A 23,232-nucleotide genomic window follows, 5' to 3' on the forward strand; every position below is an offset into this window, starting at 1 on the left:
ATCCGGAACCCCGCCGCGACCACAACGGCGGGGTTTTCTTTTGCACGTTCAGACCTTGCCCGACCCTGCCCCTGCTTGTTAGCAATCAGCGAACACATTTCCCCGAGGCCGTCATGACGCACAAAGCCCCACCGTTCCAGACAGTCTCGACCGGGCTGGTTGTGGCAATCGTCGGCTTCTTCAGCTCTTTCCCGATTGTATTACAAGGGTTGGCGGCGATGGGCGCGTCCCCGGCGCAGGCGGCGTCCGGATTGATGATGGCGGCGATCGCCATGGGCCTGACCGCCATCGTGCTGAGCCTGTGGTACCGACAGCCGATCAGCGTGGCCTGGTCCACGCCGGGTGCGGCCCTGCTGGCGGTTTCCGCCACACCTGCACTGGGGTTTGCCGAAGCGACAGGCGCGTTCCTTTGTGCAGGGGCTTTGACCGTGTTGGCCGGGCTGTGGCGACCATTGGGGCGAATGGCTGCGGCGATACCGACGACCCTGGCGCAGGCCATGTTGGGGGGCGTGTTGCTGCCGCTTTGCATATTGCCCTTTCAGGCAGCGGTTGACCTGCCATGGCAAGCCTTGCCGGTAATTCTGACATGGTTCATCGCCGGCCGGATCAACCGCCTGTTTGCCGTTCCGGCTGCGGTCGTAGCAGCGGCAGCCGTCGTCGTTCTGAACGCCGGGGACGCGTCGCTGACGCCGACTCAATGGATCGCGGCTCCGGTCTGGACCACGCCCAGCTTCTCTGCGGCTTCGGTCATCGGGATTGCCGTGCCGCTGTTCATCGTCACGATGGCGACCCAGAACATCCCCGGCATCGCGGTGATCCGCAGCTTTGGCTATGCGCCGCAGACCGGCAAGCTGTTCTCGTCCGTGGGTATTTCCAGCATCTTGTCTTCTCCGTTCGGTGCCCCCGCCACCTGCCTTGCGGCGATCACCGCTGCGATGTGCGCGAACGAGGACAGCCACCCCGACCCCGCGCAACGCTATTGGTCTGCCGTGATGGGTGGGTTGTTCTATTGCCTGTTCGGGGTGTTCGCCGTGGCGATTACCGGGTTCGCCATTCATGCCGATTCACTGTTGATGGGCACGCTGACCGGTGTTGCGCTGATCGGGGTGATGGCCAATGCCACATTTGCCGCGCTGGAAGTTCCGGCCGAGCGCGAAGCGGCCATCCTGACCTTTGCCATCACTGCATCCGGCATTACCGCGTTTGGACTTGGTGCGGCCGTCTGGGGCTTACTGGCAGGCGGGATGGCCTATCTTGTGAAACAACGCTTTCGGTAAACGGGTTCAAACCGCACTTCAAAGCAAGTATGAAGAGGCCATGTTTGGAGCGTTGGGAAAACTGGTCGAGCGCCAGATCAAGAAAGCCCAAGCCGAGGGTCAGTTGCAGGGCCTTGAGGGCGAAGGCCAACCGCTGCCTGACCGGTCATCCGAGGCATTGAGCGATCCGGCCACCGCCGCCGGCCATCGGATCATGGCGCAGGCAGGCGTGTTGCCGGAAGAATTCGACATCAAAAAACAGCTCGACACAGCGCGGCAGGATTATGCGACCCTGACGGACCCCGCCGAGCGTAAGGCCGCAATGGCCCGTATCGCCGATCTGGAAATGCGCTACAACATGGCCCGCGACGCGCGGCGGGCCTTCATGCGGTGATCATTTGAACTCGGGCTTGCGGCCCTGCATCTGCGCCATGACAACTTCCATCTGGTCGGGTTTGCCAATCAGTTCCACCTGCTCAGCGGATTCCGCCATCAGAACGTCTGCGCGGGGCTGAGTTTCGGCAACCTCGATCAGACGCTTGGCAGCACGGATGGCCGAAGGGCTTTGGCCCGCGATGTTTTCGGCTAGGGCCAACGCTTCGGTCAACGGATCGTCGGACAATTGCGTCACAAGGCCCCACTCCGCCGCCTGCGGCGCACCGATCGGGCGGGCCGTATAGGTCAGCAGCCGCAGCACGTCCGACCGGACCAGCCGAGGCAACAGAACCATGCCGCCCATATCGGGAATGATGCCCCATTTCATCTCCATCACGGCCAGTTTCGCTTCGGGATGCGCGATACGGATATCCGCGCCCAGCGCGATTTGCAGGCCACCGCCATAAGCCACGCCCTGAATTGCGCAGATCACCGGAACCGGAACGCGACGCCAGATCAGCGCCAGCTCCTGCATCTCGTTGGCGTCTTCATGGCTGCGGGTCATCAGCCATTCCGTGGGGTCCATATGGGCCATCTTGGCAAAGCTTGCCATGTCGAGCCCGGCGCAAAAGCTTTTGCCTTCGCCGGACAGGACCACGGCACGGGCATCCGAGGCGGCGACCTCTTGCCCGGCGGACAAAAGTGCCTTGATCATTGCATCATCCAGCGCATTCATCTTGTCGCCTCGGGTCAGAGTGACATGGGCAACGTGGTCTTGATAGGCAACGGATACACGTGACATGGAGGACCTCCGGAAATTCAATCGTGACAAACATGCCCGGACAGACTGCGGAATACCACTGCGACGTCAGGGCATGTCGCTGACAGGCATTCGCCCGAACCACGGGGAATCGAGCGTCATGACATAGAACTGATCCCCCGCAATCTTACCGCCGGTCGTGATGCCCAAGCGGCCTTGCGGGTCCTGTAGCGTGCGCAGGATCGTACCATCGCCATCAAACTGCACCATCATGCCGCGATGGATCGGCGCGGGGCGCACTGCCGGACCCAATCGCCAGATCACCTTGCGCAGGAACGGGTACGGCATCAGCGCCTCGGACGGGACACGCGGGCTGGCGAAGGCCATCCAATAGGTGCCGTCGCCCTGAGCCTCGAGGTTGTCGGGATAGCCGGGCAGGTTTTCCAGCAGGATCTCTTGCCGCCCTGCATTTGGTCCGGTCAGCCACAGCTTGTGCACGCGCGCGCGACCTGTTTCCGCGATCAGCAGAAAATCCTCGTCAGGTGAAAGCGCGACACCGTTGGTATAGACAAAGCCCTCGGCGATTTTCTCGGTGCGGCCGTCGGGTGTGCGACGCGCGACGTAACCCGTATCGGACTGTTCCCAGATGGTGAGGACAGAGGTCGGTTTGGTCCCGCCCATGGTTTCAGGATCGAAGCGGTCAGATGAATTCGAGAAGTAGATCGTGCCATCCCGCGCCACATCCAACTGGTTGGCGTAGATCACCGGCGCGCCGTTGATGTCGCCCACCAGCGTGTCCAATGTGCCCGGACCGGTCCAACGCATCACCCCCCGATAGCTGTCAGCGATGAAAAGCGCGCCATCCGGTCCGGCCTTGAGGCCGAGGGGACGACCGCCAAGTTGGTCAACCTCGACCGGTTCCGCCCCATTGATGCGGTAGAGAGTGCCGGACAGGCTGGTTGTGTAGATCGTGCCATCTGGCATGAAAGCGATGTCTTCAGGGCCAATCTCTGCACCCGGCAGGCGAATCAGCTGCGCGACGCCCAGCGCGTTGTTCTCTGCGAAATCACCTGTGAAACCGGCATCTACCGGCATTTCGACGGCGACAGGTTTTACCGGGACGGGCCAGACCAGAAGATAGGCGAGGCCCAGGAGAACAACGATCGAGAGAATGCGCATCTGCGCTCCTTTATTCTTACTTCTTTTCCAGCGCGCCCAACGCCTGTGCGCGCTTGCTCATTGATCGGGCTTGGGGTTATCTGCGGACATGACCGGACCTCGATACACCCCGCTTGCCCAATCCCTGCCCGCCACCGTGCCCTTTGTCGGCCCGGAAACGCAAGAGCGCCAGCGCGGCGCGTCCTTTGTGGCCCGACTGGGCGCCAATGAGAGCATTTTCGGCCCCTCGCCCCGCGCGATCGAGGCCATGGCGCAAGCCGCGTCCGAGATCTGGATGTACGGCGACCCCGAAAACCATGACCTGCGCCATGCTTTGGCCGACCATCACGGCGTATCGCCGGAGAATATCGTCGTGGGCGAAGGTATTGACGGGCTGCTGGGCTATCTGGTGCGGCTGATCGTCGGGCCCGGGGATGCGGTTGTCACCTCGGACGGGGCCTATCCGACCTTCAACTATCATGTGGCCGGGTTCGGCGGCATTCTTCACAAAGTGCCGTATTCAGGTGATCACGAGGACCCATCGGCGCTTTTTGCCAAGGCGGCTGAGGTTGGTGCCAAGCTGGTCTATCTGGCCAATCCGGACAATCCGATGGGCAGCTGGCATTCCGGCGCGGACATCGTGGCTACCATGGATGCCTTGCCTGATGGGTGCCTTCTGGTTCTGGATGAAGCCTATGTGGAATGTGCGCCCGAAGGGACGGCTGCACCTGTCAGTATAGATGATCCGCGCGTAATCCGGATGCGGACATTTTCTAAGGTCTATGGCATGGCGGGCGCGCGGGTTGGCTATGCCCTAGGAGCGCCCGACCTGATCGCAGCCTTCAACAAGGTGCGCAACCATTTCGGCATGAACCGAGCGGCGCAGGCCGGGGCGCTGGCCGCGTTGCAGGATGGCACCTGGCTGGAGCACATTCAGGCGCAAATCGCCGAGGCGCGTGAGCGGTTAGCAACGATTGCCTGCGAGAACGGGTTGGAGCCCCTGCCCTCCGCCACCAATTTCGTGGCGATTGACTGCGGGCGGGATGGCGATTTCGCCAAGGCCGTACTGGACGCTTTGGTTGCGCGGGGCTTGTTTGTCCGGATGCCGTTTGCAGCGCCCCAGAACAGGTGCATCCGGGTAAGCTGTGGTGAAACAGCAGATCTGGATGCTTTTGCGGTCGCCTTGCCCAAGGCGCTAGCAGAGGTGCGGGCAAAGACGGGCTAGCGCTGGTCTGTCTTGCCATCGGGTCAAAGGGGGGCTGTCTGCCCCCATCGCGCAAAGCGCGATCCCCCCGAGGATATTTTTGGCCAGATGAAGGGGCGGATCGGTGCTGTTGGTCTGAGGCGTGTCAGGCGGCCAGAACGGCGGCTGCGGCCTCGAGCGCGCCTTTGCCACGGGGGATATCAAGCGCGGCCATGGCCGTTTCCATACCCCCCAGCATCGCCATCACCATCTGCCCGTTGACATGGCCCATATGTCCGAGGCGAAAACAGCTGTCGTAGTCCTCCATCCCAAGACCAATGCCCAGCGTCAGGCCCAGCTGATGTTCAGTGAACGCGCGCAGGGCCGTGCCGCGACCTTCTGTCAATCGCAAGGCCGTGACGGCGTGACTGCGGTGGGCGCGATCGGCAACGTTCAGATGCAGCGCGCCGCCTTCGGCCCATGTTTCGCAGGCCGCCCAGATGGCAGTGGCCAGACGTTCATGGCGGGCCCAGACCTGTTCGATCCCCTCTGCATGGATCAGATCAAGCGCGGCGCGCAGGCCATAGAGGTGGTGCGTGGGCGCGGTGCCGTTGAAATACTGATAGAACAGGTCTGGATCGGCGCGCGGCTGCCAATCCCAATATTGCGAAACGCGCGGCATGGTGGCCCGTTTGGCTTGTGCTTTTTCGTTGAAGAAAACAAAGCCGATGCCCGCCGGGGTCATCAGGCCTTTTTGGCAAGCGGCAACTGTGACATCGACACCCCAGCCATCCATCTCGAACCTGTCACAGCCAAGTGAGGCAATGCAGTCTGCCATCAGCAGCGCCGGGTGTTGCAGGTCGTCCAGAAGCCTGCGCAGCGCCGGGATGTCGTTCCGGATCGAACTGGATGTATCCACGTGGACCGCCAGAACCGCCTTGATCTGGTGGTTTCGATCCGCACGCAACGCGTCTGCGATCCGGTCAAAATCCCAGGTTGACGAGGTGCCGAAATCGATCAGTTGAACCTTTGCCCCGATGCCTTCGGCCATCTCGGCCCAGCCATGGGTGAACCGGCCCGAGGCAGGAGCCAGAACGGTTTCGCCGGGGGCGATCACGTTGGACAGAGCGGCCTCCCAGGTGCCGTGACCATTGGCGATATAGATGGCAACGTTGTGATTTGTGCGGGCAACCCGGCACAGATCGCGGGTCAGGTCGGGCATCATGTCGATGAGCGCGCCATCATAGATGTTGGGCGACGGACGGTGCATGGCTTGCAAAACCGCATCCGGCATGACCGAAGGGCCCGGAATGGCCAAATATGTCCGCCCCTGGGAAAGGGATACCGTCTGTGTCATGGGGTCAACCTGTATAAATTGACGCCCACATTACCGAGAGGCCGCGCGGCGTCAATCCGCCAGCTTCGACGCCTCGCGCGCAAGTGTCTTGATCCCGGCCCAGTCGCCGTTCTCGACCAGTTGCTTTGGTGCGACCCAGCTTCCGCCAGCGCAGATCACGTTGGGCAATGACAGGTAGTCGCGGGCGTTGGCGGGGGACACGCCCCCGGTCGGGCAAAAGCTGATCTGGGGCAGCGGCGCGCCGATTGCCTTGAGCGCGGGCGCGCCGCCCGAGGCCTCGGCCGGGAAGAATTTCAACATGTCATAGCCTTTTTCCAGCAACGCCATAGCCTCGCTTGCCGTAGCGGCGCCGGGCAACAGCGGCAGGTCTTCGGCTTCGCAGGCCGCGATCAGGGCATCCGTGGCACCGGGGGAAACGCCGAACTGCGCGCCCGCCTTTTTGGCGGCGCAGACGTCTTCGGGTGTGACCAGCGTACCTGCGCCGACCACGCCGCCCGGCACCTTGGCCATCGCGCGGATCGCGTCGAGCGCGGCGGGCGTGCGCAAGGTGACCTCAAGCGCGGGCAAGCCGCCGGCGACCAATGCCTCGGCCAGCGGGCGGGCCTGCGCGACATCATCGACAACCAGAACCGGAACAATGGGCGCCATAGCGCAGATTTCGCGGGTGCGTTGGGATTTGGACATGAGGTTAAACTCCGAAAACGCTGGCACCGGTGTCGGCCGAGCCGACATTCTGGCGGAACGCACCAAAAAGATCGCGCCCAGCGCCGTGTTGATTGGCGGACAGGTCGGCGGTCGCGGGGGACCGGTCCAGAACGCCTGCGGTGAGGATTTCCAGATCACCCCTGACCGCGTCGACGCGCAGGACGTCACCGTCCTGAAGGTATGCAATGGGGCCGCGGTCGAGCGCCTCGGGGACAACATGGATGGCGGCGGGTACTTTGCCGGAAGCGCCAGACATGCGGCCATCGGTGACCAGAGCCACTTTCTGGCCCCGGCCCTGCAGGATCGACAGCATGGGCGTCAGCGAGTGCAGTTCCGGCATCCCGTTGGCCTTGGGGCCCTGAAACCGGACCACGACGATAACGTCATCTGTGAACTCTCCGGCTTTGAAGGCGGCTTTCACCTCATCCTGATCGTGGAACACCCGCACGGGTGCTTCGACGACCTGATGTTCCGGCGCTACGGCTGATACTTTCATAACCCCAGTGCCCAGATTGCCGGTCAGGCGCGACAGGCCCCCGGTGGGTTGGAACGGGTCATTGGCTGGGCGCAGGATCTTTTCGTTCAGGCTGTGTCCCGAACCATCCTGCCAGATCAACTCGCCATCGATCAGTTTGGGTTCCTTGGTATAGTTGTGCAGCCCCTGACCTGCGACGGTCAGCGTGTCCGGGTGCAGCAAGCCTTGTTCAAGCAGAGTACCGATCGTGTACCCAAGGCCGCCGGCCGCGTGGTAATGGTTCACATCCGCCAGGCCGTTGGGATAGACCCGCGCGACCAGCGGCACCACAGCGGAAATATCGGAAAAATCCTGCCAGTCCAGCACGATACCACCAGCGCGCGCCATGGCGATCAGGTGGATCAGCAGATTGGTTGAACCACCGGTTGCCATCAGACCGACGATGCCATTGACGAAAGCGCGCTCGTCCAGAACCTGACAGACCGGAGTGTAGCTGTTGCCCAACGCGCTGAGCGACAGGGCACGGCGCGCGCCTTCCTCGGTCAGGGCGTCACGCAACGGGGTATTCGGATTGACGAAGCTGGAGCCCGGCAGGTGCAGCCCCATAAACTCCATCAGCATCTGGTTGGTATTGGCGGTGCCATAAAAAGTACAGGTACCGGGGCCGTGATAGGCCGCCATTTCAGCCTTCATCAGCTCTTCGCGGCCCACTTCCCCGGCGGCGAATTTCTGTCGGACCTTGGCTTTTTCGTCGTTCGGCAAGCCGCTGGTCATCGGGCCTGCGGGCAGGAATACGGCAGGCAGATGGCCAAAGGCCTGCGCGCCGATGATCAAGCCGGGCACAATCTTGTCGCACACCCCAAGAAAAACAGCCGCGTCATAGGTGTTGTGGCTAAGCGCCACACCGGTTGCCAACGCGATGACGTCGCGTGAGAACAGCGACAGCTCCATCCCCGCTTCGCCCTGGGTGACACCGTCGCACATGGCTGGCACACCGCCTGCCACCTGTGCCGTTCCGCCGGCGGCACGGATCGCATCGCGGATCAGGGCGGGATAGCGTTCAAACGGCTGATGAGCCGAAAGCATGTCATTATAGGCGGTGACAATACCCAGATTGCCCGCAGTGCCGGTGGCCATCGATTGCTGATCCTCGCCCGCGCCCGCATAGGCATGGGCCTGACCGCTACAGGACAGATGCGCACGGGCAGGACCCTTGGATCTGGCTTGCTCCATCCGTTCAAGATGTGGGCCGCGCAGATCGGCGCTGCGGTCGATGATCCGTTTGGTGACATCGGAAATGACTGAGTGAACCATGATTACCCTCCGATCTGACGCCAGCGGCGCCCATCGCGATGCATCAGCATCAATGCTTCTTCGGGGCCTGAACTGCCCTGATCGTACCGGGACGGGCGGTCTCCGCGCTGCTCCCAGCCCTGAATGATGGGATCGACCCAGGCCCAGGCGGCCTCGGCCTCGTCCCCACGCATGAACAGTGTCTGATCGCCACGGATGACATCCATGATCAGCCGCTCATAAGCGTCGGGGGCTTGCGCTTCGGCCCCAAGCGCATCGGCAAAGCTCATGTCCAGCGCAACATCCGACAGCCGGAAGCCCCCCGGTCCCGGATCCTTGATCGTGGTGCGCAGGGTGATGCCTTCGTCAGGCTGCAACCGGATCACCAGAACGTTTCCGTGCAGAGGGCCGACATTGGGAAAAATCGTGTGCGGCGGATCGCGGAAGAACACCGCAATTTCGGATTCCCGCGCGCGCAGACGCTTGCCAGTACGCAGATAGAACGGCACACCTGCCCAACGCCAGTTGCCGATATGAACCTTGAGGGCGATGAAGCTTTCGCTTCGGCTGGCGGGGTTGCCGACATGATCGACATAACCGCCCTCGCCCTTTTCGGCCCGGTACTGACCGCGCGCGATGTCAGACTGGGCCACGGGCTCCAGCGCTTCGATCACCTTGACCTTTTCATCGCGCACCGCGTTGGGCGAGAATTTTGACGGCGGTTCCATTGCGGTCAGACACAGCAACTGCACCAGATGGTTCTGGACCATGTCCCGCATTGCGCCGGACTGATCGTAATAGGCCCCGCGCCCTTCGACGCTTACGGTCTCGGCCACCGTGATCTGCACGTGGTCGATATGGGTCGAATTCCAGAGCGGTTCGAACAGCGAGTTGGCAAAGCGCAGCGCCATCAGATTCTGCACGGTCTCTTTGCCCAGATAATGGTCGATCCGGTAAATCTGATGTTCTTCGAAACAGGCACGCAAGCCTTCGTTCAGCGCCTTCGCCGAGGCAAGATCGTGCCCAAATGGTTTTTCGACGACAATGCGGCTGTCCGGTGTCGCAAGACCGGCGTCATGCAGCCGCTGCGCGATACCCGAAAAAAGGCTTGGACCAACGGACAAATAAAAGGCCCGCACGACGTCTTCGCGCATCCGTTCTTTCAGGTCGGACCACCCGGTCTCGCCCAGCGCATCCACGGGCACATATTCGACATGGGCAAGGAACCGATCCATTGTTTCCCGAGAAAAACCGGGCGCGAACTGTTCCATCGATTTTCGGACCTGATCGCGAAACCCGTCATTGTCGATATCAGAGCGTGCCGTACCGATGATCCGCGCGCCGTCGGGCATTTGGCCGACCTCGAAGCGATGGTACAGGCCCGGCAGGATTTTACGCTGCGCCAGATCGCCGGTCGCGCCGAAGAGTACCAGATCAAATGGCTCTACCGGAATTACGCGTGAAACCATCACAGGCTCCTTCTGAATTTGCCGATATCAGCTTAGCACGGCGTGATACCCCGAAAAACCTAATATGTTATCGCTAACATTGCATGTCTATTAGAAAACCGCCCATGAAAAATCAAGCACAGTTTGAAGAAACCGTGCCGTTTAGCGCATCAGGTCTGATGGCGCAGCCAGTCCATGACCGCAGGACGCACCGATTGCTCTCCGCGGTGGCGCGCGTCAGCGATGATTTTGCGAACCTCCGTCAGATTGGACCGCAACAGCAGGCTTTTGACCGGGCCGATCGAGGCAGGCCGCATCGACAGCGTCCGAATCCCCATCGCCGCAAGGCACAAGGCCTCGACCGGGCGGCCAGCATCTTCGCCACAGAAGCTGAGTGGCGTGTCCGAGATATCGCAGCGTTCGACGATGCGTTCCATCAGGCTCAGGAAGCTGACATTCAGCGTGTCATAGCGACGCCGGACCAGTTCGTTTTCACGGTCAGCAGCAAAGAAGAACTGCTTTAGATCGTTCCCGCCGATCGAAATGAAGTCCACTTCGTCAAAGAATTTCTGCGGCGCGAAGGCCAGCGACGGCGTTTCCAGCATCGCGCCAACTTCAAGCATCTCGGGCAGCACATGACCCAACCGTTTTTCCCGCTCGATGGTTTTGTTCACTTCCCAACGGGCTTCGCGATATTCCTCGGCCTGCGCGACAAAAGGGAACATGATGGTCAGCGGTCGACCATTGGCGGCGCGCAGCAGGGCCTGCAACTGCATCCTCATGACGCCGCGCTTGTCCAGACCGACCCGAATGGCGCGCCAGCCCAGCGCCGGGTTTGGTTCCGCCACGTGCTTCATATAGGGCAGAACTTTGTCCGACCCGATGTCGAGTGTTCGGAATACCACCCTTTTGCCGCCTGCCGCGTCCAGAACGCGCTGATACTGGCTGACCAGTTCTGACCGTTTCGGCATCTGGTTGCGGATCAGGAATTGCAGTTCAGTGCGGAACAGGCCAACGCCCTCGGCGCCCGAGGTGCCAAGCGATGGCAGATCGGCCATCAGACCTGCATTCATCACAAGGTTAATCCGCGAGCCATCGCGCGTCACGCAGGGTGTTTCGCGGATCGACGCATAACGTTCCTGCGCCTTTGCCTGCATCGCGATCTTGTCGCGGAAGGCACTGACCACACTGTCTTCCGGGCGCAGATGCACAACACCTTGATCACCATCCACCAGAATATGATCTCCGTTCAGGGCCTCGGTGGTGATCCGGCCCACATGCACGACCAAAGGAATCGCAAGCGCCCGCGCAACAATCGTGGCATGACTGCCGACAGAGCCTTCTTCAAGCACGATCCCCTTCAGCGCCCGTCCGTATTCCAGCAAGTCGCCGGGGCCGATATTGCGCGCGATCAGGATCGGATCGGGTGGCAGATCAGCACTGTCCGTCTTGCCTTGCCCAGTCAGGATGCGCAGCAGGCGATTGCTGAGATCGTCCAGATCCGCAAGACGTTCACGCAAGTACGGATCGGTGACCTGTCCCATGCGCGCACGGGCCTGGGATTGTTCTTTCTCCACCGCGGCTTCGGCGCTGAGACCCAGGGCTATGTCTTCCTCCATCCGCCGCATCCAGCCTTTGGAATTGGCAAACATGCGGTAAGCTTCCAGGACCTTCAGCTGTTCCTTGTCGCCGCCCTGCGAAATTTCGAGCATCTTGTCGACGCCGACGCGCAGTTCTTCTACCGCATCGACCAAACGTTCGCGTTCCCGGTGAGGGTCTTCGGCAATGGGGTTGGTAACCACCACGCGGGGTTCGTGCAGCCAGACATGCCCTTCGGCAGACCCTTCCTGCGCCGGGCCGCCGCGCAGCAGAACCGATTGCTGGTGCAGGGGTGACAGGGCCGCGCCTTCGCCGACAAAGGCGCCAAGCTCGGCCATTTCGGCCAGCACCATGGCGACCACTTCCAGTGCATAGACCTCATCTGCGGAAAACTCGCGCGCCTCGCGGGACTGGACGACCAGAACGCCCAGCTTTTCCCCAAGGCGTTGAACCGGCACACCCAGGAACGAGGAGTACCGCTCTTCGCCGGTTTCCGGCATGTAACGGAAGCCCTTGGCCGACGGCGCGTCGGCGGTGTTGACGACCTTGCCGAACTTGGCGACCCGCCCCACAAGGCCTTCGCCCATGCGCATCCGGGTTTTATGAACCGCTTCCGGAGACAGCCCCTCGGTCGCGCAAAGTTCCAGCGTGTCTTCATCGCGAAACAGATAGATGGAACACACCTCGGCCCTGATGCTGTCGGCAATCAGGTGCGTGATCCGGTCAAGACGTTCCTGACCGGCGGCTTCGCTCGCCATTTCTTCGCGCAACCGCCGCAGCAGCTTGCGGGATTCTGTTTCCGTGCCGTCCGCCATGGCCCAACCGATTTAGTGTGTCAGGCGATACCTTTGGCCGATAAGCTCAGGCCGCCTTGTCCAGTTCAAAGGCATCATGCAGTGCCTGAACAGCAAGTTCCATGTATTTCCTGTCGACAAGGACGGAAATTTTGATCTCGGAGGTTGTAATGACCTTGATGTTGATCCCCTCATCCGAGAGCACCTTGAACATCTTGGCCGCCACGCCCGATTGCGAGCGCATCCCGATACCCACAACCGAGACCTTGCAGACATCAGTGTCTGCAACCAGTTCGGCATAGTTCAGCTCGCCCTTTTCCTTGATCTCCAGCAGCGCTTTTTCGGCGCGTGCCACCTGATCGGTGGGACAGGAAAAGGTCATGTCCGTGCGCCCCTCGTCCGAGATGTTCTGGACGATCATGTCGACGTTCACACCCTCTTCGCTGAGCGCCGAGAAGATTGTCGTGGCGATGCCGGGGCGGTCCGCCACGGAAACAACTGTCATTTTCGCCTCGTCGCGGGAATAGGCCACACCGGCCACAACATTGGATTCCATGATATCCTCCTCGTCGCAGACCAGCGTGCCGGCCTCATCGGATTGTTCTTCAAAACTTGAGAGAACGCGCAGTTTGACTTTGTATCGCATCGCAAGTTCGACCGAGCGGGTTTGCAGCACCTTGGCACCAAGCGACGCCAGTTCCAGCATTTCTTCGAACGAGATGCGGTCCAGCTTGCGTGCCTTTTCGCAGATGCGCGGATCGGTGGTATAGACGCCATCAACGTCCGTATAGATGTCGCAGCGTTCGGCGTCGAAGGCTGCCGCAAAGGCAACCGCCGTGGTATCCGACCCACCCCGACCCAGCGTGGTGATGCGGCCTTCGGGGCTGATCCCTTGGAAGCCTGCAACCACGGCAACGCGCATTCCTTCGCCGAATTTCTGATTCAGGTTCTCGGTCGGGATTTCCTCGATCCGCGCCTGACTGTGCGCGCTGGTGGTCAGCAGCGGCACCTGCCAGCCCTGCCAGCTGCGCGCGGGGATGTCCATTTCCTGCAAGGTCAGCGCCATCAGGCCAGCGGTAACATTCTCACCCGAGGACACGACCGCGTCGTATTCCCTGGCGTCGAACAGAGGCGACGTTTCGTTCACCCAGCCCACAAGCTCGTTGGTCTTGCCCGACATGGCCGAGACGATGACGATCACGTCATAGCCCTTGGCAACTTCAACGCCGATACGTTTGGCGGCGCGGCGGATGCGGTCCAGATTGGCGACCGATGTGCCGCCGAATTTCATTACGAGTACGGGCATGGGGGCAAAAGTCTCCGCGCCTTGGATTTGACGTTCCGTGCCTCATAAGCGAGGGGCACCGCAAGGGCAAGGGCGCAAAGGAGTTCTGCCTGCGGCGCAGGGCCGCTTTACATTGCACCGGCGCGATGTCAGCCTGAGGATAACAACCAGATAAAGAGGTTCCTCATGTTTCGCCTAGCCCTCGCCTTTGCCCTATTATCATCGCCTGCACTGGCCCAGGTCGCGAGTGTTGCCGGGACGGACGGCAAGAACGCGTTGGGCACAATTCCCTGCGCTGCAAATGCCGGTGATCCCGTACAAAGCTGCCACGCGGAACTGCGCCGCCATGATGACGGAAACATAACGGTCGCAGTGGCCCTGGGAGGCGGACATGTGCGCAATATCTATTTCAAGGATGGTGTGCCGGAATCCAGCAATTCGACCTCGAAAATCTCACATGAAACGCGAGGCGATATGATGGTGGTCTACATTGAACCTGGTGAGGTCTTCGAAATCCCCAAAGCCGCATTGGCCTCTCAGTAGGCGTGCGGTTGCCCGTCATAGGTTTCAAAACAGCCCGTTGTGCTTAGCGACAAGGCATCAAATCGTTCAATCAGGCCGGACACGGCCTGATCCACATCGATATCCGCCGCTGCACCGCCCATATCCGTCTGAACCCAGCCCGGATGATAGATGCCGACGGCAATCCCGTCATCTTTGAGATCCATCGCCAGATTCCGCCCAAGGTTCAGAGCCGCCGCCTTGGATGCGCGGTAGATATAACTGCCACCCGGCGCAAGTGTGTGCGACGCCATTTTCGACGAAAGGATCGCAACTTTACCGCCCGCGGCGCGCAGGTTGGGCAACAGGGTCTGTACGGTCAGAAAGACCCCCGTGACATTTACCGCAAAGCTTTGCGCCCACATGTCGGCCGGGTAGCCATCGATCGAATGCCCCTTGTCCAGATACACGCCGGCATTGCAGACCAGCAGGTCGACAGGCTGGTCTTTCATCTGTTCTGCCATGGCGGATTGCTGCACGGGATCGGACACATCCAGACGCACCTGCATGCTGCCGTCACGCGCCGTCCCAGTGACCTTGTCCCCCCGGTTCACGTAATGCTTTGCCAGGGCTTGCCCGATGCCGCGATTGGCGCCGGTGATCATGATGTGCATGATCAATTGGTCTTTCTGCTGGGGACAAACGGCAGCGGAGCCACCGGCACTCCATCTTCGATCAGGGATTTCGCCTCATCCAGCTTGGCTTCTCCGTAGATGGCACGCTCCGGAGCCTCGCCCAGATGAATCTTGCGCGCCTCGCTGGCGAAATCTTTCCCGACATAATCCGAGTTTTCTTCGACATGGCGGCGCATTTCGGCCAAAACCTTCTCGATTTCGGGCGATGGCGTTGCAACGTCGATCTTTTCTTCCGGAGTGGAACGGATTTCACTTTTCTTCCTGGCATTCCGCGCCGGGCGGACGCGAGGCGTCATGACCGCTTTCTCGACCTGCGTGCACCCGCAAACCGCGCAGGTGACCATACCCACAGAGGCCAGCTTGTCATAGGCTTCTGCGGATTGGAACCAACTGTCGAAACTGTGGCCTTCGCTGCATTTCAACGCGTATTGAATCATGTTCAGTCCAAAAAAACGATTGGCGAATAGATACCGATCAAGGTGACAATATCAAGCCTATCAGATGCTACTTCAATGTGAGTACGGCTTAAAGTCGCGCAACAATTCAGCGAGCTCATGAGAATCGACCTTTAGCGCCGCTTTTTTCGGCGAAAACCATTTGCGCCGACGCTCGGTCTTTTCCGGGTATTCCTGCGACACAGCGCTTACATGCACTGGAAAAACATCCACCAGACATAAGGATGGGGGCCGGTTCGAATGATGTTTGTGGTGCAGGAACTGCCCCAGTCGCACCCCGCTGATCCGACCAGATACGCCCGCCTCTTCCCAAGCCTCTTGCAATGCGGTTTCCTGCGGGCTCAGACCGGGGATGAGCCATCCTTTGGGAATGATCCATCGCCGTGCCTTGCGTGTCGTGACCAACAGAATCTTGGGACGGCCCCGCTTGATCCGGAAACACAAAGCCGAGGATTGCCGCAAAACTGGCTGCCTTGCAGCTTTTGGAAGGTCATGAAGCAACAATCGTGCTTTCATCAAGCGACGCTCCCTTTCGGTCGAACGTCAGCCATCCAAATTGGTATGCTCACCCAATCTAGCGGCTGGCACTTGCAATCATACCACATGATGTATCACACGCCAAGTCACTCACGTCGCCCAGGATATCGCCTACATTCGGGCAGAAAGCCGCCGTGCCAGATCCTCATGGGGGATGTCAGCGTCAATTGCCAACCGGCGCAAACCGAAATGCACGCGCGCTATCTGTTGGTAGTAGCGCGTGTAGACATAATTCGTGCCACCGCCGGCCAATGCCCCCAGCACAGGAACGGACTGGGCTGCAAGCTTTTGCCCCAGTACTATCGAAAAACGCGGCGCAACGGCGGCAATCAGGCGTTGCATGGCCGGTCCGGTCAGGGTCAGCCGGACCGAGAAAAACCCCAGGTCTGCCCCATCATCATGCGACAATGGTCCAGCTGCCGACAAGACGCGGACGCAATCGAACTTTACGTTTTCGGCAGAGGGATCAAACCCCTCGCGCGCGGCGGCCCCTTGAATGGCACGCAGCAGCATCGCGGTTGTCGCGGGCAGCTCCATCAAGGCTGTCGAAACGCCGCCCAGCCCCCCGGCCGCACCCATGGCAGTCGTCAGCGCGGTATTGACCCAGGGCTGTTGATCAGGAACCGCGCGCCGCGAGCCCTCGGCCGCATGCATCGCCAGCCATAACGCCTGTTCGGTTGCGCCTGTCAGGCCATTCCGAACGGGTTCTGGCAATTGCTCCAGCAAAGACTCGGCTGACCCCCCAAGTTTGTTGAGAAGTTTCACGCCGACCCCTCCGGCGGACCGGTAGTGATCCGCCAAACGATCCAGTTCGGCCTCGGTATCCACGTTTTCAACAAGAACAACGTTCTGCATTCACGCCCTCCTGCCTTTCAACATCGGCGTTGCGCAGCATGGTTTCAATAGGTCAGCGGCTCCAACGTGTCACCGCGCCCTGAACCCCGGACCAGGCGCCGGGCACCAGTTCCAGCCCCAAAACCCGGTCAGGGTTGGTGGGCGGAGGCATTTCGACCGCGTGCAATCGCGTGAAACCGAACCGGCTGTAATAGGGCTGATCCCCGACCAGCATGACCCTCTGCCAACCGCGGGTGCGCCCCGCTTCGACTCCTGCATGTATCAGATATCCACCCAGGCCTTCACCTTGGTGGGTGGGGTGCACGGCAACCGGCCCCAGCAGCAGAGCATCATGATCACCAACATGAACCGGCCAGAACCGGATCGCACCGGCCAGAATCCCCTGACCGTCGCGCACGACCAAAGACAAGCCCGCAACCGGCGGTACATCATCACGCAAGCGGTAGGACGACAAAGCCTCGCGACCCGGCGCAAAACACAGGTCATACAGGGCTTCGACCTCCCACCAGTCGTCCGGCTCTTCCGGCCTGATCCCGAATTGCTGCACCCTGCCCTCATTTACTTGCTGGCAATCGCCCTAGCACTTCGCTACGCCTTGGGCAAACGCTTGGAGATCAGATGTTCTACCGCCCCGAAGACGGCCACGGATTGCCGCACAACCCGTTCAACGCCATCATCACGCCGCGCCCGATTGGCTGGATTTCGACTCGGGACGCGGATGGGGTCAACAATCTGGCACCCTATTCCTTCTTTAACGGCGTCGCCTATACGCCACCACAGGTCATGTTTGCCTCGACCGGCACCAAACAGGATCAGAACGCCGGCAAGGACAGCATCGCCAATATCGAGGCCACGGGCGTGTTTTGCGTAAATGTCGTGGCCCAAGCGCATCGGGACGCAATGAATGCAAGTTCGGCCGGGTTGCCGAAAGAAGTTGATGAGTTTTCGCATGCCGGGCTTTCACCCATAGAATGCGAAACCATACCCTGCGCACGGATCGAAGGGGTCCCAGCTGCGCTGGAATGCAAGCTGACCCAGATCGTCACGCTGCCCGGTGAAGCCAATCGGGTGGTGTTTGGCGAAGTGACAGGTGTACACCTGCACGACGATCATATTCGGGATGGCAAGTTTGACGTGACCTCGTTCCAACCTTTGGCGCGGCTTGGGTATCGCGATTACTCTGTCGTTTCCGAGTTGTTCAGCCTTTCGAGACCGGATGACTGATGCCCCTGCCTGACGCTGCGCGCCGATATCCTGTCACTCTGCCTGACGGCACGGAACACAAAGGAACGGCCTTTCTGTCACGAGTGATCAACCACCCCAGAATTCAGGTGGGAGATTACACCTACGCATCAGATTTTGACGAACCCGAGGATTGGGCCAATCGGTTGGCCCCTTACCTGTTCGAGTTTTCGCGCGAAAAGCTGATGTTGGGGAAGTTTTGCCAAATTGCCCATGGCGTCCGCTTTGTGACAGCCTCGGCAAATCACGCAACGGATGGGATAACCTGCTTTCCCTTTCCGGTTTTCGATCCGGAACAGATGCTGGAATTCCAGCCGGACGTCCGTGACACCGTGATCGGCAATGATGTCTGGATCGGCTATGGCGCGCTGATCATGCCAGGAGCCAGTATCGGTGACGGAGCGATAATCGGCGCGGGTTCAGTCGTGCGTGGAACCATCCCGCCTTATGCGATCGTCTCGGGCAATCCTGCCGAAGTACGGCGATACCGGTTTGACGCCGACACAATCGAGCGGTTGCTTGCTTTGAAGTGGTGGGATTGGCCAGCCGAACTGATCGCCGAAGCCGAAAGCGCTCTGCTGACGGGAGATATCGATAAGCTGGAGCGCTTGGACCCTTGAAAAAGGCGGTCTGAGTGGCCGCCTTTCGAAGTCAGTGCCCGCCCAGAATACCGGTGCGGACAGAGTAATCTACCGCCAGTTCGTAGTCCGGGTCATCATCACTGTCGACCATGAGGTGTCCGGCTTTGTTCAGCAGTTTGTGACAATCCCGGCTCAGGTGGCGAAGCATGACTCGTTTGCCTGCTGCCTCGTATTTTCCTGCGATATTCTCGATGGCTTGCAGCGCGGACTGATCCACCACGCGGCTTTCGGCGAAATCGATGATGACGGTTTCGGGATCGTTCGGGACGTCGAACAGTTCGATAAAGCCGTCAGAGGACCCAAAGAACAACGGCCCCTGAATTTCATAGACTTTCGCGCCTTTCTCGGTCTCGGAGTCACGCGTGACCGCATGAATGCGCTTGGCATTGTTCCAGGCATAGGCCAGCGCCGAGACGATGACGCCGACCACAACGGCAACGGCCAAGTCCTCCATCACCGTTACGACAGTGACCAGAACGATGACGAACGCATCGGTCATTGGCACTTTGCGCAGAATTTTGAACGAGTTCCACGCAAAGGTGCCGATCACAACCATGAACATCACGCCAACCAGCGCGGCCAGCGGGATTTGTTCGATCAGGGGTGATGCGAACAGGATGAAGACCAGCAGGAAAAGCGCTGCTGCAATTCCGGCAATACGAGTACGCCCGCCGGATTTCACGTTGATCATCGACTGCCCGATCATCGCGCAACCGCCCATGCCGCCGAAAAATCCGGTCACGATATTTGACGCGCCCTGCGCGATGCATTCCTGAGACGCCCCACCACGCTTGCCTGTGATCTCACCCACGAGGTTCAGGGTCAGCAGGGATTCGATCAGGCCGATGGCGGCCAGAATGACTGCATATGGCAGGATGATCTCAAACGTTTCCCAGTTCAGAGGAACCATTGGAATATGGAAGGCAGGCAGGCCGCCTTCGATCGATGCCAGATCGCCGACGCGCGGCACATCAAGGCCAAAACCGATCACGATTGCCGCGACAACCAGAATACCAGCCAGCGGCGCAGGAATGATGCGTGTAATCCGGGGCATGACCCAGATCACTGCCATTGTCAGCCCGACAAGACCCAACATGGTGTAAAGCTGCATCCCGGACAACCATTCGCCGCCGCCCATGCCATGACCGGTATTTTCCATGGTTCCGGGCACTTTGAACTGCCCCATCTGGGCAAGAAAGATCACGATGGCCAGACCGTTCACAAAGCCCAGCATGACAGGATGCGGCACCAAACGGATGAAGCGCCCCCAATGCATCGCCCCGGCGATAACCTGAAGGATTCCCATAAGAACAACGGTCGCGAACAGGTATTCAACCCCATGTTCGGCCACCAGTGCCACCATGACAACCGCAAGCGCGCCGGTCGCGCCCGAGATCATGCCCGGCCGTCCACCGATCAGTGCGGTGATCAAACCGACCAAAAACGCCGCATAAAGACCGACCAGCGGGTGCACACCCGCCACAAAGGCAAAGGCCACCGCCTCGGGCACCAGTGCAAGAGCAACAGTCAGGCCGGACAGCAGCTCGATCCGCAGGCGTGAGACGGTCAGTCCTTCATCTGGAACCCAGCGCAGATCGGGAATGGCGAGGCGATTGGCAAAGCTTGCCAGCAAGGCTCGGGGCATCAGACAGTCCTATAGGATTATATGTTCGCGCGAAGGCGTCGTTGTAGCTGGCGCGCCGGCATTGAGCTACTGCATAAAACGGGATGCAGCCATGCGTGTGACGCATACGTGACGCTCGCGGCAAGTTGATTTGCAGAACCATGATGAAGCCACAACATGTGAGGCCATGCGTTGGATCCTCTTCTTACTGTTCCCGGCCCTTCCCGTCCTTGCACAGGATTTGGATGGCAATGACACGGCCGGCAACTGGCGGGTAACGCATCACGAGATTTTCGGCATCTGGAATTCGATCTGTGACGAGCGCGAAGAAGACAACACCCTGCGGCAGCGGTGTTACATCCGACGGGCCGAGGTGTTTTCCTTTCGGCCAAAATTTGCGGCACAGTTCGTTTTCATTACGCCCGAACCTGAAGGTTTCAAAGTTGAATTCGGGATCGAGCCGGGCACTTTCTTCAACCCATCCGGATTTCGCATCGACAACGGCGAAGAAGCCATATGGCGCACGCGGCGCCCCGGATGCCTGACCGGGCTTGGCTGTACCTTCGAAGACCAACGTGCCGAGGCGCTTTTGGACGCCATGCTGACCGGCGATGCGTTCCGCTTTGTGTTCCGAGACCGGCACGGACAATCACAGGATCTGACCTGGTCTCTGGGCATGTTTGGCGCGGCCTGGGATGATTTCACCGTGCAATCGCAGCAGCGCAACCTGTTGACGTTACGGGAATAGGCCTCTTGTCAAATCCGGGCTGAACCCGCACAAATTCAACATCAGATATTCAGGCGGAGCAGGACAGTGACCCAAACCAGAATAGCCGTCATCGGCGGATCGGGCATCTATGACATCGATGGGCTGGAAAACCCGGAATGGGTAGAGGTTGAGACCCCATGGGGAACGCCGTCAGACCAGATCCTGACAGGGTCGCTTGACGGTATCGAAATGGCCTTTCTGCCACGTCATGGGCGCGGTCATGTGCATTCACCCACCGATGTACCTTATCGCGCCAATATCGATGCGCTGAAACGGTTGGGCGTGACGGACGTGATCTCGGTGTCGGCCTGCGGATCGTTCCGCGAACATATGGCACCGGGTGACTTCGTGATTGTCGATCAGTTCATCGATCGCACTTTTGCACGGGACAAAAGCTTTTTCGAAACGGGCTGCGTTGCCCATGTCAGCGTTGCTCATCCCACCTGCCCACGCCTGTCGGACGCATGCGAGACGGCAGGTAAGGCCGCTGGCATCACAATCCACCGGGGCGGCACCTATCTGGCGATGGAGGGCCCCCAGTTTTCAAGCCTTGCGGAATCCAGGATGTATCGCGAGCAATGGGGCTGTGACGTGATCGGCATGACCAACATGCCCGAGGCGAAACTCGCCCGCGAGGCCGAGCTGTGTTACGCGTCGATCGCGATGGTCACCGATTATGACAGCTGGCACCCGGACCATGGCGAGGTGGACGTGACCACGATCATCGCCACCCTGACCGGCAATGCCGAAAAAGGCCGCGCACTGGTCAAGGGCCTGCCGTCCCTTCTGGGGGCCGAACGAACACCCTGCCCGCACGGTTGCGACCGGGCGCTGGAATACGCGATCCTGACCGCACCGGAAAAGCGCGACCCGGCGCTTATGGCCAAGTTGGATGCGGTGGCCGGGCGTGTGATGTAAACGCCCGGTTTTGCTACTGATGGCCGGAAATCGCGCCGAAACCCGGCCTGGCACAGGGTACTGGTAAGGTTTGTTGTCCTGCCGGTTTGTCAGAACGGAACGTTCCCTGGCATTTTTCTTTAAGTGTTTCCTGCGACTTCTTGGGTTTCGAGCGTAATGCTTTTTGCGTATTTGGCCTGTTTTGGCGCCTCGAACAGGGAAATTGAATCCGACATTGTCGACTTGAATCCAATTCGTAGTATGACAGAAAATCTGTATGAATTGAGTTGAGTAAAGGAACCGCATCATGCCTTTTGAAGTCTGGCTGGCCTTTGTGGCTGCATCTACTGCTTTGCTGCTGCTCCCCGGCCCGACGGTGTTGCTGGTTCTCAGCTATGCCCTGTCCAAGGGGCGCAGTGTCGCCGTCGCATCGGCCACGGGGGTGGCGGTGGGCGATCTTTTGGCCATGACCGCATCTTTGCTGGGACTTGGCGCGCTTGTTCTGGCTTCGGCCACGTTGTTTTCCGTTCTCAAATGGGTGGGCGCGGCCTATCTGGTCTGGCTTGGGATCAAGCTGTTGCGCAGTGCGCCAGCCGGTGGATTGAACATGGTCGACACCGGGCGGGATGTCACAGCGCGCAGCGTATTTGGCCACGCAGCCGCCGTCACAGCCCTGAACCCGAAATCCATTGCCTTCTTCATTGCCTTTGTGCCGCAGTTCATACGCCCCGCTGAACCGCTTGGACCTCAGTTCGTCATCCTGATTGCCACATTCGTCGGGCTGGCCTGGTTGAACGCGTTGGCCTACGCCCTGTTGGCAGACAGGTTGCGGCGTTTGATCGGCCGCGCCAGCGTAATCACTGCGATGACACGGTTTGGCGGGTTGACCTTGATCGGCATGGGTATGGCCACGGCGGTCCTACGCCGACCGGCCTGACACCGCATCAGTCTTCGGCGTGCTCTTTCATGAATCCACGGATAAATCTGCGGATTTCGCGCGCAGCCGACGTGTCCAGCTCTTTGCAAAGCTCGACAAACGAGTCACGTTCATCCCTGTCGAGGCGTAAGACCAACTGACTGTTTTTCTTGGCCGATCCTTTGCCTTCATTCCTGGCCACGTGTATTTTTCCCAACGAAGTTAAGCTCTATCTGGCGATGCTGTGCATATCCATAGCATAGTTTTTGTCGTTATCGGGCACTTAACGGCAAGGACAGGACATTGACAATGAACCTTGCCACCTTCGGACCGTTCTTGAGCCAGCTCCTCGCAATTGAAGCCGACCGCGCCTGAGACACGGACATGTCGAATTGCAAACCAAACAGATTGC

The 23,232-nt window shown here is 60.0% G+C and carries 24 protein-coding genes; 9 read left to right on the forward strand and 15 right to left on the reverse strand.

From position 1 onward, the window contains the following. Positions 1-113: 113 nt before the first annotated feature. Positions 114-1,277: a benzoate/H(+) symporter BenE family transporter gene (locus tag ACR0LI_RS12370; RefSeq protein ID WP_480718596.1), complete on the forward strand. Its 1,164-nt coding sequence runs from the start codon at positions 114-116 to the stop codon at positions 1,275-1,277. 40 nt (positions 1,278-1,317) lie between these two features. Further along, the gene (locus ACR0LI_RS12375) at positions 1,318-1,650 is read left to right on the forward strand and encodes a DnaJ family domain-containing protein (RefSeq protein WP_209834987.1); all 333 of its coding nucleotides are present in this window, start codon (positions 1,318-1,320) and stop codon (positions 1,648-1,650) included. Here ACR0LI_RS12375 and ACR0LI_RS12380 read toward each other — a convergent pair whose 3' ends face one another. Both ACR0LI_RS12380 and ACR0LI_RS12385 read right to left on the reverse strand, forming a co-directional pair. Continuing rightward, positions 1,651-2,433 (reverse strand): crotonase/enoyl-CoA hydratase family protein, encoded by a 783-nt coding sequence (locus tag ACR0LI_RS12380; RefSeq protein WP_171636928.1) that lies wholly within the window; start codon positions 2,431-2,433, stop codon positions 1,651-1,653. A gap of 66 nt (positions 2,434-2,499) precedes the next feature. Further along, positions 2,500-3,570 (reverse strand): SMP-30/gluconolactonase/LRE family protein, encoded by a 1,071-nt coding sequence (locus ACR0LI_RS12385; RefSeq protein WP_480718597.1) that lies wholly within the window; start codon positions 3,568-3,570, stop codon positions 2,500-2,502. An 88-nt stretch (positions 3,571-3,658) separates the two neighbouring features. On the opposite strand from ACR0LI_RS12385, the gene ACR0LI_RS12390 reads away from it, so the two are divergent. After that, entirely contained in the window at positions 3,659-4,774 is a 1,116-nt protein-coding gene (locus tag ACR0LI_RS12390; RefSeq protein ID WP_480620817.1) for a pyridoxal phosphate-dependent aminotransferase, read from the forward strand. Between the two features lie 124 nt (positions 4,775-4,898). Here ACR0LI_RS12390 and ACR0LI_RS12395 read toward each other — a convergent pair whose 3' ends face one another. The 6 genes from ACR0LI_RS12395 to ACR0LI_RS12420 form a co-directional block, all read right to left on the reverse strand. After that, positions 4,899-6,089 (reverse strand): pyridoxal-phosphate-dependent aminotransferase family protein, encoded by a 1,191-nt coding sequence (locus ACR0LI_RS12395; RefSeq protein ID WP_171636922.1) that lies wholly within the window; start codon positions 6,087-6,089, stop codon positions 4,899-4,901. Positions 6,090-6,140: 51 nt separating this feature from the next. Continuing rightward, the gene (locus ACR0LI_RS12400; protein WP_480718598.1) at positions 6,141-6,773 is read right to left on the reverse strand and encodes a bifunctional 4-hydroxy-2-oxoglutarate aldolase/2-dehydro-3-deoxy-phosphogluconate aldolase; all 633 of its coding nucleotides are present in this window, start codon (positions 6,771-6,773) and stop codon (positions 6,141-6,143) included. 4 nt (positions 6,774-6,777) lie between these two features. Continuing rightward, complete coding sequence (edd, locus tag ACR0LI_RS12405) at positions 6,778-8,583, reverse strand: phosphogluconate dehydratase (protein ID WP_216598296.1); 1,806 nt, start codon at positions 8,581-8,583, stop codon at positions 6,778-6,780. Between the two features lie 2 nt (positions 8,584-8,585). Beyond that, a complete protein-coding gene (gene zwf, locus ACR0LI_RS12410; protein ID WP_480718599.1) occupies positions 8,586-10,031 on the reverse strand; it encodes a glucose-6-phosphate dehydrogenase in 1,446 nt (481 codons plus the stop codon). A gap of 149 nt (positions 10,032-10,180) precedes the next feature. Further along, positions 10,181-12,424 carry a phosphoenolpyruvate--protein phosphotransferase gene (ptsP, locus tag ACR0LI_RS12415; protein ID WP_171636916.1) on the reverse strand — a complete coding sequence of 748 codons (2,244 nt, stop codon included), beginning with the start codon at positions 12,422-12,424 and terminating at the stop codon, positions 10,181-10,183. Between the two features lie 46 nt (positions 12,425-12,470). Continuing rightward, entirely contained in the window at positions 12,471-13,709 is a 1,239-nt protein-coding gene (locus tag ACR0LI_RS12420; RefSeq protein WP_171636914.1) for an aspartate kinase, read from the reverse strand. 165 nt (positions 13,710-13,874) lie between these two features. Between ACR0LI_RS12420 and ACR0LI_RS12425 the strand changes: the two genes are divergently transcribed. After that, a complete protein-coding gene (locus tag ACR0LI_RS12425) occupies positions 13,875-14,231 on the forward strand; it encodes a hypothetical protein (protein WP_171363717.1) in 357 nt (118 codons plus the stop codon). Here ACR0LI_RS12425 and ACR0LI_RS12430 read toward each other — a convergent pair. The 5 genes from ACR0LI_RS12430 to ACR0LI_RS12450 all read right to left on the reverse strand — a co-directional run bounded on the left by ACR0LI_RS12430 (position 14,225) and on the right by ACR0LI_RS12450 (position 17,278). Then, the gene (locus tag ACR0LI_RS12430; RefSeq protein ID WP_480718600.1) at positions 14,225-14,863 is read right to left on the reverse strand and encodes an SDR family oxidoreductase; all 639 of its coding nucleotides are present in this window, start codon (positions 14,861-14,863) and stop codon (positions 14,225-14,227) included. The two genes, ACR0LI_RS12425 and ACR0LI_RS12430, sit on opposite strands and share 7 nt — an antisense overlap. A gap of 2 nt (positions 14,864-14,865) precedes the next feature. Then, on the reverse strand, positions 14,866-15,321 hold the full coding sequence (locus tag ACR0LI_RS12435; protein ID WP_171330180.1) for a DUF1178 family protein: 456 nt from the start codon (positions 15,319-15,321) through the stop codon (positions 14,866-14,868). 72 nt (positions 15,322-15,393) lie between these two features. Beyond that, the gene (locus tag ACR0LI_RS12440) at positions 15,394-15,855 is read right to left on the reverse strand and encodes an NUDIX hydrolase (protein ID WP_171636911.1); all 462 of its coding nucleotides are present in this window, start codon (positions 15,853-15,855) and stop codon (positions 15,394-15,396) included. Between the two features lie 132 nt (positions 15,856-15,987). Then, on the reverse strand, positions 15,988-16,731 hold the full coding sequence (locus ACR0LI_RS12445; RefSeq protein WP_171724418.1) for an EcsC family protein: 744 nt from the start codon (positions 16,729-16,731) through the stop codon (positions 15,988-15,990). Positions 16,732-16,783: 52 nt separating this feature from the next. After that, positions 16,784-17,278, reverse strand: a complete 495-nt coding sequence (locus ACR0LI_RS12450) for a GNAT family N-acetyltransferase (protein ID WP_171636909.1) — start codon at positions 17,276-17,278, stop codon at positions 16,784-16,786. 71 nt (positions 17,279-17,349) lie between these two features. Between ACR0LI_RS12450 and ACR0LI_RS12455 the strand changes: the two genes are divergently transcribed. Together ACR0LI_RS12455 and ACR0LI_RS12460 are read left to right on the forward strand one after the other, a co-directional pair. Further along, a complete protein-coding gene (locus ACR0LI_RS12455; protein WP_171636908.1) occupies positions 17,350-17,955 on the forward strand; it encodes a flavin reductase family protein in 606 nt (201 codons plus the stop codon). After that, the gene (locus tag ACR0LI_RS12460) at positions 17,955-18,593 is read left to right on the forward strand and encodes a CatB-related O-acetyltransferase (protein ID WP_480718601.1); all 639 of its coding nucleotides are present in this window, start codon (positions 17,955-17,957) and stop codon (positions 18,591-18,593) included. Before ACR0LI_RS12455 ends, ACR0LI_RS12460 begins: the two co-directional genes overlap by 1 nt. 31 nt (positions 18,594-18,624) lie before the next feature. On the opposite strand, the gene ACR0LI_RS12465 is transcribed toward ACR0LI_RS12460, so the two are convergent. Then, complete coding sequence (locus tag ACR0LI_RS12465; RefSeq protein WP_480718602.1) at positions 18,625-20,259, reverse strand: SulP family inorganic anion transporter; 1,635 nt, start codon at positions 20,257-20,259, stop codon at positions 18,625-18,627. Positions 20,260-20,425: 166 nt separating this feature from the next. On the opposite strand from ACR0LI_RS12465, the gene ACR0LI_RS12470 reads away from it, so the two are divergent. From ACR0LI_RS12470 to ACR0LI_RS12480, 3 genes are all read left to right on the forward strand, one after another. Further along, the gene (locus tag ACR0LI_RS12470) at positions 20,426-20,986 is read left to right on the forward strand and encodes an invasion associated locus B family protein (RefSeq protein WP_480718603.1); all 561 of its coding nucleotides are present in this window, start codon (positions 20,426-20,428) and stop codon (positions 20,984-20,986) included. Between the two features lie 66 nt (positions 20,987-21,052). Further along, complete coding sequence (locus ACR0LI_RS12475) at positions 21,053-21,925, forward strand: S-methyl-5'-thioadenosine phosphorylase (protein WP_171636900.1); 873 nt, start codon at positions 21,053-21,055, stop codon at positions 21,923-21,925. A gap of 286 nt (positions 21,926-22,211) precedes the next feature. Next, positions 22,212-22,841, forward strand: coding sequence for a LysE family translocator (locus ACR0LI_RS12480; RefSeq protein ID WP_171636898.1), 630 nt, complete (start codon positions 22,212-22,214; stop codon positions 22,839-22,841). Between the two features lie 7 nt (positions 22,842-22,848). Here ACR0LI_RS12480 and ACR0LI_RS12485 read toward each other — a convergent pair whose 3' ends face one another. Continuing rightward, positions 22,849-23,022: a hypothetical protein gene (locus tag ACR0LI_RS12485; RefSeq protein ID WP_210093516.1), complete on the reverse strand. Its 174-nt coding sequence runs from the start codon at positions 23,020-23,022 to the stop codon at positions 22,849-22,851. Positions 23,023-23,232: the final 210 nt, after the last annotated feature.

The sequence above is a fragment of the Ruegeria sp. CL7 genome (assembly GCF_056536445.1).

Excerpts from the sequence above, each read along its gene's own strand:
- ACR0LI_RS12370 (WP_480718596.1), top strand. The coding sequence starts at position 114 with ATGACGCACAAAGCCCCACCGTTCCAGACAGTCTCGACCGGGCTGGTT.
- ACR0LI_RS12375 (WP_209834987.1), top strand. The coding sequence starts at position 1,318 with ATGTTTGGAGCGTTGGGAAAACTGGTCGAGCGCCAGATCAAGAAAGCC.
- ACR0LI_RS12380 (WP_171636928.1), bottom strand. The coding sequence starts at position 2,433 with ATGTCACGTGTATCCGTTGCCTATCAAGACCACGTTGCCCATGTCACT.
- ACR0LI_RS12385 (WP_480718597.1), bottom strand. The coding sequence starts at position 3,570 with ATGCGCATTCTCTCGATCGTTGTTCTCCTGGGCCTCGCCTATCTTCTG.
- ACR0LI_RS12390 (WP_480620817.1), top strand. The coding sequence starts at position 3,659 with ATGACCGGACCTCGATACACCCCGCTTGCCCAATCCCTGCCCGCCACC.
- ACR0LI_RS12395 (WP_171636922.1), bottom strand. The coding sequence starts at position 6,089 with ATGACACAGACGGTATCCCTTTCCCAGGGGCGGACATATTTGGCCATT.
- ACR0LI_RS12400 (WP_480718598.1), bottom strand. The coding sequence starts at position 6,773 with ATGTCCAAATCCCAACGCACCCGCGAAATCTGCGCTATGGCGCCCATT.
- edd (WP_216598296.1), bottom strand. The coding sequence starts at position 8,583 with ATGGTTCACTCAGTCATTTCCGATGTCACCAAACGGATCATCGACCGC.
- zwf (WP_480718599.1), bottom strand. The coding sequence starts at position 10,031 with ATGGTTTCACGCGTAATTCCGGTAGAGCCATTTGATCTGGTACTCTTC.
- ptsP (WP_171636916.1), bottom strand. The coding sequence starts at position 12,424 with ATGGCGGACGGCACGGAAACAGAATCCCGCAAGCTGCTGCGGCGGTTG.
- ACR0LI_RS12420 (WP_171636914.1), bottom strand. The coding sequence starts at position 13,709 with ATGCCCGTACTCGTAATGAAATTCGGCGGCACATCGGTCGCCAATCTG.
- ACR0LI_RS12425 (WP_171363717.1), top strand. The coding sequence starts at position 13,875 with ATGTTTCGCCTAGCCCTCGCCTTTGCCCTATTATCATCGCCTGCACTG.
- ACR0LI_RS12430 (WP_480718600.1), bottom strand. The coding sequence starts at position 14,863 with ATGCACATCATGATCACCGGCGCCAATCGCGGCATCGGGCAAGCCCTG.
- ACR0LI_RS12435 (WP_171330180.1), bottom strand. The coding sequence starts at position 15,321 with ATGATTCAATACGCGTTGAAATGCAGCGAAGGCCACAGTTTCGACAGT.
- ACR0LI_RS12440 (WP_171636911.1), bottom strand. The coding sequence starts at position 15,855 with ATGAAAGCACGATTGTTGCTTCATGACCTTCCAAAAGCTGCAAGGCAG.
- ACR0LI_RS12445 (WP_171724418.1), bottom strand. The coding sequence starts at position 16,731 with ATGCAGAACGTTGTTCTTGTTGAAAACGTGGATACCGAGGCCGAACTG.
- ACR0LI_RS12455 (WP_171636908.1), top strand. The coding sequence starts at position 17,350 with ATGTTCTACCGCCCCGAAGACGGCCACGGATTGCCGCACAACCCGTTC.
- ACR0LI_RS12460 (WP_480718601.1), top strand. The coding sequence starts at position 17,955 with ATGCCCCTGCCTGACGCTGCGCGCCGATATCCTGTCACTCTGCCTGAC.
- ACR0LI_RS12465 (WP_480718602.1), bottom strand. The coding sequence starts at position 20,259 with ATGCCCCGAGCCTTGCTGGCAAGCTTTGCCAATCGCCTCGCCATTCCC.
- ACR0LI_RS12470 (WP_480718603.1), top strand. The coding sequence starts at position 20,426 with ATGCGTTGGATCCTCTTCTTACTGTTCCCGGCCCTTCCCGTCCTTGCA.
- ACR0LI_RS12480 (WP_171636898.1), top strand. The coding sequence starts at position 22,212 with ATGCCTTTTGAAGTCTGGCTGGCCTTTGTGGCTGCATCTACTGCTTTG.